Genomic DNA, 15791 nt, shown 5'->3' with positions numbered 1-15791 from the left:
TGACATGTTCTACAGAGAAAACGGCCAGTTCAAGTCCAGCTACCGCGCCGACCAGCAGATCTTCCCGATCCTGCAGGACCGCGTGCTGATGCTGGTGTTGCTGGCCTTCGCCTTCGCGGTGGTACCGCTGACCGCGCCCGAGTACTGGTTCCGCGCGATCCTGATCCCTTTCCTGATCCTTTCGCTGGCGGCGCTGGGCCTCAACATCCTGGTCGGCTATTGCGGCCAGATCTCGCTCGGCACCGGTGCCTTCATGGCAGTCGGCGCCTATGCGGCCTACAACTTCCACGTCCGCATCGACGGCATGCCGCTGCTGCTGTCGCTGCTGCTGGGCGGGCTGTGCTCGACCGCGGTCGGCGTGCTGTTCGGCATTCCGAGCCTGCGCATCAAGGGGCTCTATCTCGCGGTGGCGACGCTGGCGGCGCAGTTCTTCGTCGACTGGGCCTTCCTGCGCATCAACTGGTTCACCAACAACTCCTCGTCCGGCTCGGTCAGCGTGTCGAGCCTGAGCCTGTTCGGGCTGCCGATCGAGACCGCGGTGCAGAAGTACCTGCTGTGCCTGAGCCTGCTGGCCGTGTTCGCGCTGATGGCGAAGAACCTGGTGCGCAGCTCCATCGGCCGCGAATGGATGGCGATGCGCGACATGGACGTGGCGGCCGCGGTGATCGGCATCCGTCCGGTGTACGCCAAGCTGACCGCCTTCGCGGTGAGCTCCTTCATCGTCGGCGTGGCCGGCGCGCTGTGGGGCTTCGTGCACCTGGGCACCTGGGAGCCGGCGGCCTTCAACATCGACCGCTCGTTCCAGCTGCTCTTCATGGTGATCATCGGCGGCCTCGGCTCGATCATGGGCAGCTTCTTCGGCGCCGCCTTCATCGTGCTGCTGCCGATCCTGCTGAACCAGCTGCCGGGCTGGTTCGGCATCACGATCTCGACCGCGCTCGCCTCGCACCTCGAATTCATGATCTTCGGCGCGCTGATCGTGTTCTTCCTGATCGTCGAGCCGCACGGCCTGGCGCGCCTGTGGTCGACCGCCAAGGAGAAGCTGCGCCTCTGGCCCTTCCCGCATTGATCCCTCGAATTTCGTTCGCAACAACCCCAAGGAGACAGGCATGACATTGAAATCGATCGCTGCCACCGCCGCCCTCGCGGCCGCCACCTTCGGCGCGCTGTTCGCGCCCTCGCTCGCGCAGGCGCAGGCCAAGGAGCAGTTCTTCCCGCTGCTGGTCTACCGCACCGGCCCCTATGCGCCGAACGGCACCCCCTGGGCCAACGGCAAGCAGGACTACATCAAGTACATCAACGCCACCGGCGGCATCAACGGCGTGAAGATCTCCTTCGAGGAATGCGAGACCGGCTACGCCACCGACAAGGGCGTCGAATGCTACGAGCGCCTGAAGGGCAAGGGCGCCACCCTGATCGACCCGCAGGCGACCGGCATCACCTTCGCGCTGACCGACAAGGCGCCCACCGACAAGATCCCGCTGATCACGCTCGGCTATGGCCTGTCGGCCTCGCAGGACGGCAACGTGTTCAAGTGGAACTTCCCGCTGATGGGCAGCTACTGGACCGCGGCCGACATCCTGATCCAGCACATCGCGAAGAAGGAAGGCGGCGCCGACAAGCTCAAGGGCAAGAAGATCGCGCTGGTCTACCACGACTCGCCGTTCGGCAAGGAGCCGATCCCGCTGCTGCAGGAGCGCGCCAAGATGAACGGCTTCGAGCTCTCGCTGATCCCGGTGGCGGCACCCGGCATCGAGCAGAAGTCGGCCTGGCTGCAGGTGCGCCAGCAGCGGCCCGACTACGTGCTGCTGTGGGGCTGGGGCGTGATGAACTCGACCGCGCTCAAGGAAGCGGTCGCCACCGGCTACCCGCGCGAGAAGATGTACGGCGTCTGGTGGGCCGGTGCCGAACCCGACGTCAAGGACGTGGGCGCGAACGCCAAGGGCTACAACGCGCTGGCGCTCAACAGCGCAGGCACGCAGCCGAAGGTGATGCAGGAGATCATCAAGAACGTGCACGACAAGGGCCAGGGCACGGGCCCGAAGGACGAGATCGGCTCGGTGCTCTACACGCGCGGCGTGATCATCCAGATGCTCGGCATCGAGGCGGTCAAGCGGGCGCAGGAGCGCTTCGGCAAGGGCAAGGTCATGACCGGCGAGCAGGTGCGCTGGGGCCTCGAGAACCTCGCGCTCGACCAGAAGAAGCTCGATGCGCTGGGCTTCTCGGGCGTGATGCGGCCGATCAGCACCTCCTGCCAGGACCACATGGGCTCGACCTGGGCCCGCATCGAGACCTGGGACGGCAGCAAGTGGAACATCGCGCCGGAGTGGTACGAGGCCGACGAGCAGATCATCAAGCCGATGGTCAAGGTCGCGGGCGAGAAGTACGCGGCCGAGAAGAAGCTGAACCGGCGCGACGCCGCCGACTGCAGTTCCTGACGATTTCCGCCCATGAGCGAACGCAAGATCCTGCTCGACGTCAAGGGCATCGAGGTCATCTACAACCATGTGATCCTGGTGCTCAAGGGCGTCTCGCTGACCGTGCCCGAAGGCGGCATCGTGGCGCTGCTGGGCGGCAACGGCGCGGGCAAGACGACCACGCTGCGCGCGGTGTCGAACCTGCTGGCAGGCGAGCGCGGCGCGGTCACCAAGGGCACGATCGAGCTGCGCGGCGAACGCATCGAGGCGCTGTCGCCGGCCGAGCTGGTGCGGCGCGGCCTGATCCAGGTGATGGAAGGCCGCCACTGCTTCGCCCACCTGTCGATCGAGGACAACCTCATGACCGGCGCCTACACGCGCACCGACGGCAAGGCCGCGGTCGCCCAGACGCTGGAGAAGGTCTACGCCTACTTCCCGCGGCTGAAGCAGCGGCGCAGCTCGCAGGCCGCCTACACCTCGGGCGGCGAGCAGCAGATGTGCGCCATCGGCCGCGCGCTCATGGCCAGTCCGAACATGGTGCTGCTCGACGAGCCCTCGATGGGGCTGGCGCCGCAGATCGTCGAGGAAGTGTTCAGCATCGTGAAAGATCTCAACGAGAAGGAAGGCGTGACCTTCCTGCTCGCCGAGCAGAACACCAACATGGCGCTGCGCTATGCCGACTACGGCTACATCCTCGAGAACGGCCGCATCGTGATGGACGGCGAGGCGAAGAGCCTGCGCGAGAACGAGGACGTCAAGGAGTTCTACCTCGGCGTCGGCGGCGCGGACCGCAAGAGCTTCCGCGACGTGAAGAGCTACAAGCGCAGAAAGCGGTGGTTGGCATGACGGATTTCTACGATGCGCTCGAGGTGCGCGACCCGGCCGAGCGCGAGCGCGACCTGCTGGCGGCGCTGCCCAGGCAGATCCTGCAGGCCCAGTCCGCGACCGCGGCCTTCTCGAAGATCCTCGACGGCGTCAAGCCGGCCGAAGTGGGCAGCCGCGAGGCGCTCGCGAAACTGCCGGTGACGCGCAAGTCAGACCTGCTCGCGCTGCAGAAGGAACGCCGCGCGAGCGACCCCTTCGGCGGCTTCTCGGCGATCCGCTTCGGCACGCGCATGCCGCGCGTGTTCGCGAGCCCGGGCACCATCTACGAGCCCGAGGGCGAGGCCACCGACTACTGGCGCACCGCGCGGGCGCTGTACGCGGCGGGTTTTCGCCGCGGCGAACTGGTTCACAACAGCTTCAGCTACCACATGACGCCGGCCGGCTCGATCATGGAGAACGGCGCGCGGGCGCTGGGCTGCACCGTGTTCGCGGGCGGCACCGGGCAGACCGAGCAGCAGGTGGAAGCGATCGCCGAGCTGCGGCCGGCGGGCTACGCCGGCACGCCGAGCTTCCTCAAGATCCTGATCGAGAAGGCGGCCGAGAAGAAGATCGACCTCGGCTTCCTGAGCAAGGCGCTGGTGTCGGGCGAGGCCTTCCCGCCGAGCCTGCGCGACTGGGTCGCCGAGCGCGGCGTGACCGGCATGCAGTGCTACGCGACCGCCGACCTCGGCCTGATCGCCTACGAGACCAGCGCCCGCGAGGGCCTGGTGCTCGACGAGGGCGTGATCGTCGAGATCGTGCGCCCCGGCACCGGCGATCCGGTGCCCGAGGGCGAGGTCGGCGAGATCGTCGTCACCACCCTCAACCCCGACTATCCGCTGGTGCGCTTCGGCACCGGCGATCTTTCCGCCGTGCTGCCCGGGCGTTGCCCGACCGGGCGCAGCAACACACGCATCCGGGGCTGGCTCGGCCGCGCCGACCAGACCACCAAGGTGCGCGGCATGTTCGTCCATCCCGGCCAGGTGGCCGAGATCGCGCGCCGCTTTCCCGAAGTGCAGCGCGCGCGGCTGGTGGTCGAGGGCGAGATGGCCGACGACCGCATGACCCTCAGGCTCGAATGCAGCACGGCGCCGCAAGGCCTGGCCGAGCGCGTCGCCGAGGCGATCCGCGATGTCACCAAGCTGCGCGGCACGGTCGAGCTGGTGGCGCCCGGCAGCCTGCCGAACGATGGCAAGGTGATCGAGGATGCACGAAGCTACAGGTGAACACCCCCCGAAGCGCCTGCGGCGCCTCCCCCTCGAGGGGGGCGATACCAGCGGCCCGGCAAAGCCGGTTCCGCGGTATCCCTGGGCATTGAGCTGTGCCGGCTTCATGCGTCGATAAGATGGAAGATGACGACCGCGAACAGGAGCTTTAGAGATGACCTTCCATGACCTCTACCAACAGAAGCTGCAGCCGGCCGCCGAGGCCGTGCGCCAGGTGCGCGACGGCGACCTGATCATCGTGCCGACCGGGGTCGGCGAGCCGCCCTCGCTGCTCACGGCGCTGTCCGAGCAGCGGCGCGACTTCCGCGACGTGAAGGTGTCGCAGATCCTGGCGATGCGCAAGTACGCCTACATCGATCCCGAGACCACGCAGCATGTGCGCCATGTCGCCCTGTTCTTCGGCGGCGCGACCCGCGCCGGCGGCCAGGAGGGCTGGATCGACTTCATCCCGAACTACTTCTCCGAGATCCCGGCGCAGATCGAGCGCGGCCAGATCCCGGCCGACGTGGTGTTCAGCATGGCCTCGCCGATGGATGCCCACGGCTACTTCGCGCTCAGCCTCGGCGCCGACTACACCATGGCGGCCGTGGCGCGGGCCCGCGCGGTGGTGCTCGAAGTCAATCCGAACGTGCCGTTCGCCAATGGCAACTGCCATGTCCACATCTCGCAGGTCGCGGCCCTGGTCGAAAGCAGCGACCCGGTGCTGGAGGTCGGCCTGCCGAAGATCGGCCCGGTGCAGCAGGCCATCGGCAAGCATGTCGCCGACCTGATCGAGGACGGCTCGACCCTGCAGATCGGCTACGGCGGCATCCCCGACGCCGTGGTCATGCAGCTCACCGACAAACGCGACCTCGGCATCCACACCGAGATGCTGGGCGACGGCATCCTGACGCTGATCGAGGCCGGCGTGGTGACCAATCGGCGCAAGAACTACCTGCCGGGCAAGACCGTCGCCACCTTCGCGCTCGGATCGAACAAGCTCTACCGCTTCATGGACCGCAATCCGTCGGTGGAGATCCATCCGGTCGACTTCACCAACACGCCGGCGCTGGCCGGCCAGAACGACAACCTGATCGCGATCAACGCCACGCTGCAGATCGACCTGCTCGGCCAATGCGGCTCCGAAAGCCTGGGCCACGCACCCTTCTCCGGCACCGGCGGGCAGTCCGACTTCGTGCGTGCCGCCAACCGCTCGCGCGGCGGCAAGGCCTTTATCGTGCTGCCCTCGACCGCCAAGGGCGACACCTTGTCGCGCATCGTTCCGTCGCTGTCCCCCGGCACGCATGTGAGCACGAGCAAGAACGACATCAACTACGTGGTGACCGAATACGGCGTCGCCCAGCTGCGCGGCAAGTCGGCCAAGCAGCGGGCGCAGGAACTGATCGCCATCGCGCATCCGGACTTCCGTGGCGAGCTGACCGAACAGGCGAAGCGCTCGAGGCTGCTCTGACGCCGTCGCGGCCCCTGTGCCGCGGCATGGTTCATGCAAGCGATGGGGCGACCGCCCTTCTTCTCCTGCGATGACCCACTCCTTCTTTCAGCCGCCCGCCGGCGAACGCTACGCCCTGCGCAACCTGCGCGCGCCCCGCTGCCTGGTGCAGGCCGCAACGCCGCAGTTCGCCGATGACGAACTCTGCGCCATCGACCTGATGGTCGACCACGGCCGCATCGCGGCCATCGAGGCGGCGGGCGTGCTCCCCGCCGAACTCGGCCCCGACCTGGACGCTTCGATGGTGCTGCCCGGCATGGTCGACTGCCACACGCACCTCGACAAGGGCCACATCTGGCCGCGCCAAGCCAACCCGACCGGCGACGGCGCGGGCGCCTCGATGGCGACGATGCGCGACCGGCAGGCGAACTGGAGCGCCGAGGACGTGCGCCGGCGCATGGAGTTCGGCCTTGCCACCGCCTACGCCAAGGGCGTGGTCGCGATCAGCACGCACCTGGACTCGCTGGCGCCGCAGGCCTCGATCTCGTTCCCGGTGCTGAGCGAGCTGCGCGAACGCTGGGCCGGGCGCATCGAGCTGCAGGTGTCCTCGATCGCGCCGCTCGACGTCTTCCTCGGCGACGAGGGCCGCCGGCTGGCCGACATCGTCGCCGAGAGCGGCGGCAAGCTGGGCTGCGTGACACGCTCCGCCAGGTATCCGGCCGAGCCGATGCCGCCCGATCTCGACGAAGCGCTGGTGCGGGTCTTCACGCTGGCCGCCGAGCGCGGGCTCGATCTCGACCTGCATGTGGACGAATCGACCGACCCGCGCTCGCGCGCGCTGATCCGCGTCGCGCGCACCGCGCAGGCCCTGCGCTTCCAGGGCCGCATCCTGTGCGGACATGTGACCTCGCTGGCGCTGCAGAGCGACGAGTTCATCGAAGAGACGATCGCCGCCTGCCGCGATGCCGGCATCGACATCGTGAGCCTGCCGACCGTCAACATGTACCTGCAGGACCGCAGCGCCGAGGCGCGAACGCCGCGCTGGCGCGGCGTGACCGTGCTGCACGAGATGAAGGCGCGCGGCCTGCGGGTGGCGGTGGCGGGCGACAACTGCCGCGACCCGTTCCACGCCTACGGCGACCACGACATGCTGGACACCTTCACCCAGGCGGTGAAGATCCTGCACCTGGACCATCCGCTGGGCGACTGGATCCGCGCCGCGACCGAGACGCCGGCCGCGATCATGGGCATCGACCGCGGCCTGCTCAGGGCCGGCTCGAGCGCCGACCTGCTGGTGCTCAAGGCCCGCAGCTATTCGGAGATGCTCTCGCGCACGCAGTTCGACCGCACCGTGCTGCGCGCCGGCCGCGCGATCGACACCACGCTGCCGGACTACCGCCTGCTCGACGATCTGATGACGGCTTGAAAAGCCCACGAGGCCGCGGAGGCCACCCAGGCCGGCGCCGGGCCGCCCCAAGGCGGCCTGCGGCCCCCTCGGGGGGGCAGCGACCCACACGCAGTGGGGGAGCGTGGGGGCCACACTCAGCCGGCGATGTAGTGCTGCAGCTGCTCGATGATGAAGGTCTGCTCGGACATGATGCCCTTGACCAGGTCGCCGATCGAGATCAGGCCGACCAGCTTGCCGTTGTCCATCACCGGCAGGTGACGGATGCGGCTCTGGGTCATCAACGCCATGCAGTCCTCGGTGGTCTGGTCGGGCCGCACGTAGATCACGGCCGGCGTCATGACGTCGCGCAGCGCCGTGTCCTTCGACGACCGGGCCAGCAGCACGACCTTGCGCGCATAGTCGCGCTCGGTCACCATGCCGACGATCTTGTCGCCGTCCATCACGAGCAGCGCGCCGACATTCTTCTCGGCCATCAGCGCGACCGCTTCGAACACCGATGCCGAGGGCGCGATCGAGTACACGCTCGAATCGCCCTTGGCCTTGAGGATTTCCGCCACAGTTTTCATGAGTGCATTCTGCGCGGGCCGCGCGGCCGCCACAAGACGCAGCGTCGAGCGGCGCGGCGGCTGTAACTCATCGACACATACTCAGGCCGACCCGGAGACCTGCCCGCCCAGCGATTCGACCAGTCGCGGCAGCAGCTCCTCGGCCTTTCCATGCAGCACCGCGGTCGCCGAGTGATCGAGTGCCAGCGGCTCGGCATTGAGCGTGACCAGCTGGCCACCGTTGGCCAGCGCCTGCTGCGGCAGGTCGGCGGCCGGGTAGACCACCGCGGTGCTGCCGACCAGCAGGAAGAGGTCGGACTCCTGGGCGGCGCTCTGGGCATCGAGCAGCACGCCCTTGTTGAGCATCTCGCCGAACATCACGACGTCGGGGCGGGCGCGCCGGCCGCAGCGCAGGCAGCGCTGAAAGAGCCAGGGCCCGCGGCGGTTGCCGCAGTGGTCGCAGCGCCAGCGCCGCAGCGAGCCATGCAGCTCGAGCACGTCCGCGGCGCCCGCGCGGCTCAGCAGGCCGTCCACGTTCTGGGTCACGAGCCGGGTCGCCGGCCGCAGCCGCTGCAGCTGCGCCAGCGCCAGGTGCCCGGGGTTGGGCCGCGCCGCCTCGACCACCCGCAGGCGCTCGGCCCAGAAGCGGCTGAAGCCGGCGGGATCGCGGTCGAGATCCTCCGCATGGGAAAAGCGCAGCGCGTCCTTGTTCATCCAGAGGCCATCGGCATCGCGGTAGGTCGGGATGCCCGAGGCCTTCGACAGCCCGGCCCCCGAGAAGACGACGATGCGCCGGGCCGAGCGCAGCAGCTCGGCGGCGAGTTCGAGTGCGATCCCTTCGGCCATCCCGCTAGCTGTCGAGCCCCGCCAGGCACAGGTACTTGATCTCCAGAAAATCATCAAGCCCGTACTTTGAGCCCTCGCGGCCCAGGCCCGACTGCTTGACGCCGCCGAAGGGCGCCTCGGCGGTCGAGATCAGTCCGGTGTTGACGCCGACGATGCCGCATTCGAGCGCCTCCGCCACCCGCATGATGCGGCCGATGTCGCGGCTGTAGAAGTACGAGGCCAGGCCGAACTCGGTGGCGTTGGCCAGCGCGACCGCCTCGTCTTCGGTGTCGAAGGCGAAGATCGGCGCCAGCGGGCCGAAGGTTTCCTCGCGCGCCACCAGCATGTCGGCGGTGGCGCCGCCGACCACGGTCGGCTGGAAGAAGCGGCCGCCGAGCGCATGGCGCTGCCCCCCGGCCAGCACCCGGCCGCCCTTGGCCAGCGCATCGGCCACATGCTCCTCGATCTTCGCGACGGCCTTGTCGTCGATCAGCGGCCCCTGCGTGACGCCGGGCTCGGTGCCGTCGCCGACCTTGAGCGCGTTCACCTTCCGGACCAGCTTCTGCGTGAAGGCGTCGAGCACGCCGCGCTGGACGTAGAGGCGGTTGGCGCAGACGCAGGTCTGGCCGGTGTTGCGGTACTTCGACAGCATCGCGCCCTCGACCGCGGCATCGACGTCGGCATCGTCGAAGACGATGAAGGGCGCGTTGCCGCCGAGTTCGAGCGACAGCTTCTTGATCGTGTCGGCCGACTGCCTCATCAGCATGCGGCCGACCTCGGTCGAGCCGGTGAACGTGAGCTTGCGCACGATCGGGTTGCGGGTCATCTCGCCGCCGATCTTCGACGCCGAGCCCGTGAGCACCGACAGCAGCCCCTTGGGCAGGCCGGCGCGGTCGGCCAGTTCGGCGAAGGCCAGCGCCGAGAACGGCGTCTGCGTGGCCGGCTTGACCACCATCGCGCAGCCGGCAGCGAGCGCCGGGCCGGCCTTGCGCGTCAGCATGGCGGTCGGGAAGTTCCAGGGCGTGATCGCCGCCGTGACGCCGACCGGCTGCTTGAGCGCCAGGATGCGGCGGTCGGCCTGCGGCGCCGGGATGGTGTCGCCGTAGACGCGGCGCGCCTCCTCGGCGAACCATTCGATGAACGAGGCCGCGTAGGCGATCTCGCCCCGGCTTTCGGCCAGCGGCTTGCCCTGCTCGGTGGTCATGATCAGCGCCAGATCGTCCTGGTTGGCCAGCATCAGGTCGTTGAGCTTCCGCAGGATCGCCGAGCGCTCCCTGGCCGGGCGCCTGGCCCAGGCGCGCTGGGCCGGCTCTGCGGCGGCGATGGCGCGCGCGGTCTCGGCGCTGCCGCACATCGGCACGCTGCCGATCAGCCCGCCATTGGCCGGATTGGTGACGGCGACAGTCTCGCGGTCGTCCGCATCGGTCCATTCGCCCGCGAGGAAAACCTGCTGCCGAAGCAGGGTCGGATCTTTCAGATTCAGCATGCCAGCGCTCCGTGTCTCGAAAATACAGGCAGGGACGATACCCGCGATGGCGCCGTCCGACACGCCCGAGGCCGAAAACCGAGCCTTCCGCACAATCCTTGGCATGGATCAAGGGCTTGGGGAAAGCCAGCTTTCGTCAGGCGCAGGTCAGCCGATAAGATCGCGGCCTTTCAATCGGAGACCGCATGAACAAACTGCTCGCAATCGCCGCGCTCGCCACCGTCGCGGTGGGCGCACAGGCCCAGGATTTCCCGGGCGGCAAGCCCATCAGCATCGTCGTGCCGTTCGCGGCCGGCGGGCCCACCGACCGTGTGGCGCGCGATCTGGCCGAGGCGCTGCGCAAGCCCCTGGGCGGCGGCAGCATCGTGATCGACAACGTGCCCGGCGCCGGCAGCTCGATCGGTGCCGCCAAGGTGGCCCGCGCCAACCCGGACGGCTACACCCTGCTGCTGAACCACATCGGCATGTCGACCATCCCGACGCTGGTGCGCAACGTGCCCTTCAAGGTCGAGACCGGCTTCGAGTACCTCGGCATCGTCAACGACGTGCCGATGACGCTGATCGCCAAGCCCCAGATGGCGGCAACCAACTACAAGGAGCTGAGCGCCTGGATCACCGCCAACAAGGGCAAGATCAATCTGGGCAACGCCGGCGTCGGCTCGGCCTCGCACCTGTGCGGCCTGCTGTTCCAGACGGCGACCAAGACCGAGATGACGCCGGTGCCCTACAAGGGCACGGCGCCCGCGATCACCGACCTGATCGGCGGCCAGATCGACCTCCTGTGCGACCAGACCACCAACACCTCGCCGCAGATCGAGGCCAAGAAGGTCAAGGCCTATGCGGTGACCACCGCGAAGCGCCTCACGACGCCGCTGCTGAAGGACCTGCCGACGCTGCAGGAAGAAGGCCTGAAGGGCTTCGAGGTCACGATCTGGCACGGTCTCTACGCCCCCAAGGGCACGCCGCCGGCCATCACCAAGAAGCTCAACGATGCGCTCAAGGTGGCCTTGAAGGACCCCGAGTTCATCAAGAAGCAGGAAGGCCTGGGCGCCGTGGTGGCGACCGACGGCCGCATCGAGCCTGAAGGCCACAAGAAGTTCGTGGCGGCGGAGATCGCCAAGTGGAGCCCGATCATCAAGGCCGCCGGCGTCTACGCAGACTGACATTGGCTCGCCCCCAGGTTGGGCTCACTTCGTGTAGCCCGCCCACCCCCTACCGGGGGCGCAGTCAGCGGCCCGGCGAAGCCGGTTCCGCGACTGCCCACCAACGGGCGGGCGCTGCGCGCCGCCGAAGAACAAATCATCGCGCCAGTATTCCCGGCCGGCGCAGCCAGGCCCGTTGGTGAAACACCGCGGAACCGGCTTTGCCGGGCCGCTGGTGTTGCCCCCGGCAGGGGGTGGGCGCCCGGACACGAAGTGCCGGGCAACCTGGGGGCGAGCAACACTCACTTCGGCCGGATGGCGTCCGCGGTGCCTTGAATGAAGGCCTTGATCTTGTCGACATCCTCCGGGGTCAGCTTGCCCGTGAAGTCCGGCATGCCGCGGTTCATCGCCGGGCCCTTGAAGACCGACTTGTCGAGGTTCTCGATGAACGCGGAATTCATGTAGCCCAGGTTCGGGATGTTGCCGCCCCGGTCGACCCCGGGCACGCCGTGGCAGAACACGCAGTTGCTCACGTAAAGGTAGGTCCCGGCCTCCACCTTGGCCGGGTCGTACTTCACGCCCTGCAGCAGCTTCTCCATGCGGTACTGGACGAATTCGGGCTTGGGCGCAGTGCCGCCGACCGCGAAGGTATAGACCGTGCCCGGGCCCTGCCGCTCGGTGGCGCGCTGGGCCAGGCCGTAGACGCCGCCCCAGCCGACCGCCACCGACACGTACTGCTTGCCGTCGACCATGAAGGTGGCCGGCGCCGCCACCACGCCGGTGCCGGTCGGCGTTTCCCAGAGCTTCTCTCCGCTCTTCGCGTTGTAGGCCACCAGGCGACCATCGGCCGTGCCCTGGAACACGAGGTTGCCGGCGGTGGTCAGCGTGCCGCCATTCCAGGGCGAGGCGTACTCGACGCCCCAGGCTTCCTTCTGCGCGACCGGGTCCCAGGCCACCAGGCGCCCCATCGGCTTGCTGGTCGGCGGCGCGGCATTGGCGAACATCGCGGTGTTCCAGCCCAGCGCCGCATGCGGGCGGCCGGGCATGTTCTCGTTGAATTTCCAGTCCTTATCGTCCATCAGGTTCAGCGGCACATGCTGGGCCGGCAGATAGGCCAGCCCGGTCTGCGGGTTGTAGGACATCGGGTGCCAGTTGTGGGCGCCGAAGGGCCCGGGGATGCTGTCGCCGGGCTTGGTGTTCTGCCGCGCCGCGGCGATCTCGATCGGCCGGCCGTTCTTGTCATAGCCGGTGGCCCAGTTGACCTCGACGAAGTTCTTGGCCGAGATGAACTTGCCGTTGGTGCGGTCGATGACGAAGAAGAAGCCGTTCTTGGGCGCGTGCAGGATCACCTTGCGCGGCTTGCCGCCGACCTTGATGTCGGCCAGGATCATCGGCTGCGTCGAGGTGTAGTCCCAGTTGTCGCCGGGGGTTTCCTGGTAGTGCCACTTGTACTTGCCGGTGTCGGGGTCGAGCGCCACGATCGAGGCCAGGTAGAGGTTGTCGCCGCCCTTCGGGCTGCGCTTGCTGTGCGCCCACGGCGAGCCGTTGCCGGTGCCCACGTACATCAGGTTCAGCTCGGGGTCGTAGGTGATCGAGTCCCACGCCGTGCCGCCGCCGCCGGCCTCCCAGTACTTGCCGCTCGGGTCCCAGGTTTTCGCGGCCTTGGCCATCGAGGCGTCCTCGAAGGGCTTGGACGGGTCGCCCGGCACCACGAACCAGCGCCACTTCTGCTCGCCCGAGGCGGCGTCGTAGGCCGTGACGTAGCCGCGCACGCCGTATTCCGCGCCGCCGTTGCCGATGACCACCTTGCCCTTGAAGACCCGCGGCGCGCCGGTGATGGTGTAGGCGCGGTTGTGGTCGATGATGGTGTCCTTCTCCCACGCCACCTGGCCGGTGGCGGCGTCGAGCGCGATCAGCCGGCCGTCGTAGGAGGCCACGTAGACCTTGCCCTGGTACAGCGCCACGCCGCGGTTGACCACGTCGCAGCAGCCCCTGAAGCCCTTCGAGCGGTCGACCTTGGGGTCGTAGCTCCAGATCTTCTTGCCGGTGCGCGCATCGATCGCATGCACCACGCTCCAGGAGGCGGTGACGTACATGATGCCGTCGACCACCAGCGGCGTGGCCTCGACCCCGCGCGTCGACTGCAGGTCGTAGGACCAGGCCAGCCCCAGTTCCTTCACGTTGCCGATGTTGACCTGGTCCAGCTTGCTGAAGCGGGTCTCGGCGTAGTCCAGGCCATAGCTGGGCCAGTCGGGCGTCTTGGCGGTGTTGGCGCGGATGAAGGCGCCGTCGACCTTCTGCGTCGCCGCCTTGATGTGCTCCGGCGAGCCCTTGGCGGATTGCGCGATGGCGCTCGCGGCGCCCAGGCACAGCAACGCGCCGAGCGCCAGCGCGGCGTGAATCTTCTTCATCGTGTCGTCTCCAGTCGTTGTGAGACGAAGGATCGACCCAGCCGGCCTTTTGATCATCCTCGGGATTTCCCTAGACCCCTACTGTTCCATTGCGGAACAAATTCGAGCCTCGTTCCTTGCCCTGGAGGCGCCCGTGCCCCTATCGACGCGCATCCCGGCCGGCGGGCCACGACAGCTGTTCGCGACCACGCCGGCCGATCGCGTGGCGATGGCCCGGACCCAGTTCTTCGAGGAGGGCGTACGGCCTTCCGGACTGGTCGGCGAAGCGGTGATCCAGTCCTGGATGCGCTGTGCCCGCAGCCACGCCGACACCCGCCGCGCCGTGAGCTTCGACGCCGTGACGCCGAGCCGGCTGCATGCCACGCTGGCGCGCAATCGCGAGCTGCTGGAGGCCGCGCGCGGCGAACTGGTGGGCATGGAGAGTTCGCTGGCCGGCACCGACTGCCGCGTGCTGCTTACCGACGCGCAGGGCGTGATCGTCCATGTCACGCACCACCCGGCCGCGGCGCAGCAGCCGATCCTGCACCGCACCGCGCGCCTGGGCGTCAACATCGCCGAGAGCGTGGTCGGCACCACCGCGCCGGGCATCGTGGCAAGCACCGGACAGGCCTGCACGGTCGACGGCGCCGAGCATTACTTCGAATGCCTGCGCGCGATGCAATGCGCGGCGGCGCCGATCCGCGACGTGCACGGCCGGCTGGCCGGCGTGCTCGACCTGTCGGTGGAGTCGCGCCGCTTCGGCTTCGATGCGGCCTCGATGGTCGCGCTCTACGCCACCACGATCGAGAACCGCCTGCTGCTGGCGCAGTCGCGCGACCGTCTGGTGCTGCGCTTCCAGGCCAGTCCGACGCTGCTGGGCACCCCGCTCGAGGCGCTGGCGGGCATCGCCGAGGACGGCACGGTGGCTTGGCTCAACGCCGCCGGCGCGCGGCTGATCGGGGGCCTGCCGGACGCCGGCCCCTGCGGCGTCGAGATGCTGTTCGGCCTCGACCTCGCCGGCCTGCTGCGGCTGGGCCGGCGCGAAGGCGCGCAGCCGGTGCGTCTCGCGAGCGGGCTGGGCGTCTGGCTGCAGGCGCGCGCACAGGCGCTCGACGGCATCGACTTCCGGCATGCGGTCAGCCTCTCCATGACGACGCCGGCGGCCGGCGCGGCAACACCGGCAGCCGCCGACGCAGAGCCGCCCGCAGCGGCCGAAGGCCCGTTGCCCGAGCCCGGCGACGGCACGCTGCAGGGCCGAAGCCGCAAGCTGATCGAGGAAGCGCTGGCGGCGCACCACGGCAACATCTCGCATGCGGCGCGGCAGCTGAGGGTGTCGCGCGGCACGCTCTACCGGCGGCTCAAGCGCTGGCGCGAGGAAGACCTGCCGCCGCGGCAGTGAGGAGGCGGGCGATATATTCGGCCGGAACCCCACTCTTCGAGCCGTCATTCCATGAGCGTCAAGGCCCTGCGGTCATCCTTCGGTCAAAACTGCCACTGGTGCGGCCTGCCGATGAAGTTCGAGGAACCGCGCAGCGATCCCGAGTCGGCGACCATCGAGCACCTCAACGACTCGACCCTGGGCGGCGTGCGCAAGCAGCAGCACCGGCGGCTCTCGCATGCGATCTGCAACCAGGCCCGCAACGAATTCAAGCTGCAGGCCGAGCGGCAGTTCCGGCACTGGATCGACGAGCGCAAGGCGTCGGCGGCCAAGGCCGGCTGAGCCGCCGCGCGCCGTTACACAAAAGCGTGTCATCCGGCAGCCCGCTCGGGCGTTGCACATGGAGCCAGTCCTGATTCGGGGGCTGGCCGACCGTCCTCATATCCCACTCCAACATCGACGCTCCATGAAACGCACTCTCCTCGCCCTCGTTGCCGCCGCCTTCGCTCTGGCCGCCGGCTCCTCCTTCGCCGCGACTGCCGATACCGCGGCGCCTGCCGCCACCAAGTCGAAGGCCAAGTCGGCCAAGAGCTCGACCCACAAGACCAGCCACAAGGTCGCCCACAAGAAGACCGCCAAGAGCGCAACCTGAGCGCGCCCTGACCAAAGCCCCTTCGGGGG

14 protein-coding genes are annotated in these 15791 nt (G+C 68.6%); 10 read left to right on the top strand and 4 right to left on the bottom strand.

Annotated features, from left to right (window positions below; genetic code table 11):
- The first annotated feature begins 4 nt into the window (after positions 1-4).
- From QTI45_RS07645 to QTI45_RS07620, 6 genes are all read left to right on the top strand, one after another.
- Entirely contained in the window at positions 5-1069 is a 1065-nt protein-coding gene (locus tag QTI45_RS07645; protein ID WP_286653929.1) for a branched-chain amino acid ABC transporter permease, read from the top strand.
- 40 nt (positions 1070-1109) lie between these two features.
- Entirely contained in the window at positions 1110-2438 is a 1329-nt protein-coding gene (locus QTI45_RS07640; protein WP_286653928.1) for an ABC transporter substrate-binding protein, read from the top strand.
- Positions 2439-2450: 12 nt separating this feature from the next.
- On the top strand, positions 2451-3263 hold the full coding sequence (locus QTI45_RS07635; RefSeq protein ID WP_286371125.1) for an ABC transporter ATP-binding protein: 813 nt from the start codon (positions 2451-2453) through the stop codon (positions 3261-3263).
- On the top strand, positions 3260-4507 hold the full coding sequence (locus QTI45_RS07630; protein ID WP_286653927.1) for a phenylacetate--CoA ligase family protein: 1248 nt from the start codon (positions 3260-3262) through the stop codon (positions 4505-4507). Before QTI45_RS07635 ends, QTI45_RS07630 begins: the two co-directional genes overlap by 4 nt.
- A 154-nt stretch (positions 4508-4661) precedes the next feature.
- The gene (locus QTI45_RS07625; protein WP_286653926.1) at positions 4662-5957 is read left to right on the top strand and encodes an acetyl-CoA hydrolase/transferase family protein; all 1296 of its coding nucleotides are present in this window, start codon (positions 4662-4664) and stop codon (positions 5955-5957) included.
- A gap of 70 nt (positions 5958-6027) precedes the next feature.
- Positions 6028-7362 carry a cytosine deaminase gene (locus QTI45_RS07620; RefSeq protein WP_286653925.1) on the top strand — a complete coding sequence of 445 codons (1335 nt, stop codon included), beginning with the start codon at positions 6028-6030 and terminating at the stop codon, positions 7360-7362.
- A 116-nt stretch (positions 7363-7478) separates the two neighbouring features.
- Here the strand turns inward: QTI45_RS07620 and QTI45_RS07615 are convergent, their stop codons facing one another.
- From QTI45_RS07615 to QTI45_RS07605, 3 genes are all read right to left on the bottom strand, one after another.
- A complete protein-coding gene (locus QTI45_RS07615) occupies positions 7479-7910 on the bottom strand; it encodes a CBS domain-containing protein (protein WP_286371121.1) in 432 nt (143 codons plus the stop codon).
- An 81-nt stretch (positions 7911-7991) separates the two neighbouring features.
- A complete protein-coding gene (locus QTI45_RS07610) occupies positions 7992-8735 on the bottom strand; it encodes an SIR2 family NAD-dependent protein deacylase (RefSeq protein ID WP_286653924.1) in 744 nt (247 codons plus the stop codon).
- Between the two features lie 4 nt (positions 8736-8739).
- Positions 8740-10200: an NAD-dependent succinate-semialdehyde dehydrogenase gene (locus QTI45_RS07605; protein WP_286653923.1), complete on the bottom strand. Its 1461-nt coding sequence runs from the start codon at positions 10198-10200 to the stop codon at positions 8740-8742.
- A 185-nt stretch (positions 10201-10385) separates the two neighbouring features.
- Between QTI45_RS07605 and QTI45_RS07600 the strand changes: the two genes are divergently transcribed.
- Complete coding sequence (locus tag QTI45_RS07600) at positions 10386-11363, top strand: tripartite tricarboxylate transporter substrate-binding protein (RefSeq protein ID WP_286371118.1); 978 nt, start codon at positions 10386-10388, stop codon at positions 11361-11363.
- A 281-nt stretch (positions 11364-11644) separates the two neighbouring features.
- Here QTI45_RS07600 and QTI45_RS07595 read toward each other — a convergent pair whose 3' ends face one another.
- The gene (locus QTI45_RS07595) at positions 11645-13753 is read right to left on the bottom strand and encodes a PQQ-dependent dehydrogenase, methanol/ethanol family (protein WP_286653922.1); all 2109 of its coding nucleotides are present in this window, start codon (positions 13751-13753) and stop codon (positions 11645-11647) included.
- Between the two features lie 133 nt (positions 13754-13886).
- Here QTI45_RS07595 and QTI45_RS07590 point away from each other — a divergent pair, with 133 nt between their 5' ends.
- From QTI45_RS07590 to QTI45_RS07580, 3 genes are all read left to right on the top strand, one after another.
- On the top strand, positions 13887-15131 hold the full coding sequence (locus QTI45_RS07590) for a helix-turn-helix domain-containing protein (RefSeq protein WP_506555404.1): 1245 nt from the start codon (positions 13887-13889) through the stop codon (positions 15129-15131).
- Positions 15132-15182: 51 nt separating this feature from the next.
- Complete coding sequence (locus QTI45_RS07585) at positions 15183-15452, top strand: hypothetical protein (protein WP_286371116.1); 270 nt, start codon at positions 15183-15185, stop codon at positions 15450-15452.
- Positions 15453-15576: 124 nt separating this feature from the next.
- The gene (locus tag QTI45_RS07580; RefSeq protein WP_286371115.1) at positions 15577-15762 is read left to right on the top strand and encodes a hypothetical protein; all 186 of its coding nucleotides are present in this window, start codon (positions 15577-15579) and stop codon (positions 15760-15762) included.
- Positions 15763-15791 lie beyond the last annotated feature (29 nt).

It is taken from the genome of Variovorax saccharolyticus (assembly GCF_030316765.1).
GTDB lineage: Bacteria > Pseudomonadota > Gammaproteobacteria > Burkholderiales > Burkholderiaceae_C > Variovorax > Variovorax saccharolyticus.
Note: the sequence above shows the minus strand (reverse complement) of the source record. Positions and strands in the feature narration are given on the sequence as shown.

Excerpts from the sequence above, each read along its gene's own strand:
- QTI45_RS07640 (WP_286653928.1), top strand. The coding sequence starts at position 1,110 with ATGACATTGAAATCGATCGCTGCCACCGCCGCCCTCGCGGCCGCCACC.
- QTI45_RS07605 (WP_286653923.1), bottom strand. The coding sequence starts at position 10,200 with ATGCTGAATCTGAAAGATCCGACCCTGCTTCGGCAGCAGGTTTTCCTC.
- QTI45_RS07595 (WP_286653922.1), bottom strand. The coding sequence starts at position 13,753 with ATGAAGAAGATTCACGCCGCGCTGGCGCTCGGCGCGTTGCTGTGCCTG.
- QTI45_RS07635 (WP_286371125.1), top strand. The coding sequence starts at position 2,451 with ATGAGCGAACGCAAGATCCTGCTCGACGTCAAGGGCATCGAGGTCATC.
- QTI45_RS07620 (WP_286653925.1), top strand. The coding sequence starts at position 6,028 with ATGACCCACTCCTTCTTTCAGCCGCCCGCCGGCGAACGCTACGCCCTG.
- QTI45_RS07625 (WP_286653926.1), top strand. The coding sequence starts at position 4,662 with ATGACCTTCCATGACCTCTACCAACAGAAGCTGCAGCCGGCCGCCGAG.
- QTI45_RS07630 (WP_286653927.1), top strand. The coding sequence starts at position 3,260 with ATGACGGATTTCTACGATGCGCTCGAGGTGCGCGACCCGGCCGAGCGC.
- QTI45_RS07600 (WP_286371118.1), top strand. The coding sequence starts at position 10,386 with ATGAACAAACTGCTCGCAATCGCCGCGCTCGCCACCGTCGCGGTGGGC.
- QTI45_RS07585 (WP_286371116.1), top strand. The coding sequence starts at position 15,183 with ATGAGCGTCAAGGCCCTGCGGTCATCCTTCGGTCAAAACTGCCACTGG.
- QTI45_RS07615 (WP_286371121.1), bottom strand. The coding sequence starts at position 7,910 with ATGAAAACTGTGGCGGAAATCCTCAAGGCCAAGGGCGATTCGAGCGTG.
- QTI45_RS07645 (WP_286653929.1), top strand. The coding sequence starts at position 5 with ATGTTCTACAGAGAAAACGGCCAGTTCAAGTCCAGCTACCGCGCCGAC.
- QTI45_RS07580 (WP_286371115.1), top strand. The coding sequence starts at position 15,577 with ATGAAACGCACTCTCCTCGCCCTCGTTGCCGCCGCCTTCGCTCTGGCC.
- QTI45_RS07610 (WP_286653924.1), bottom strand. The coding sequence starts at position 8,735 with ATGGCCGAAGGGATCGCACTCGAACTCGCCGCCGAGCTGCTGCGCTCG.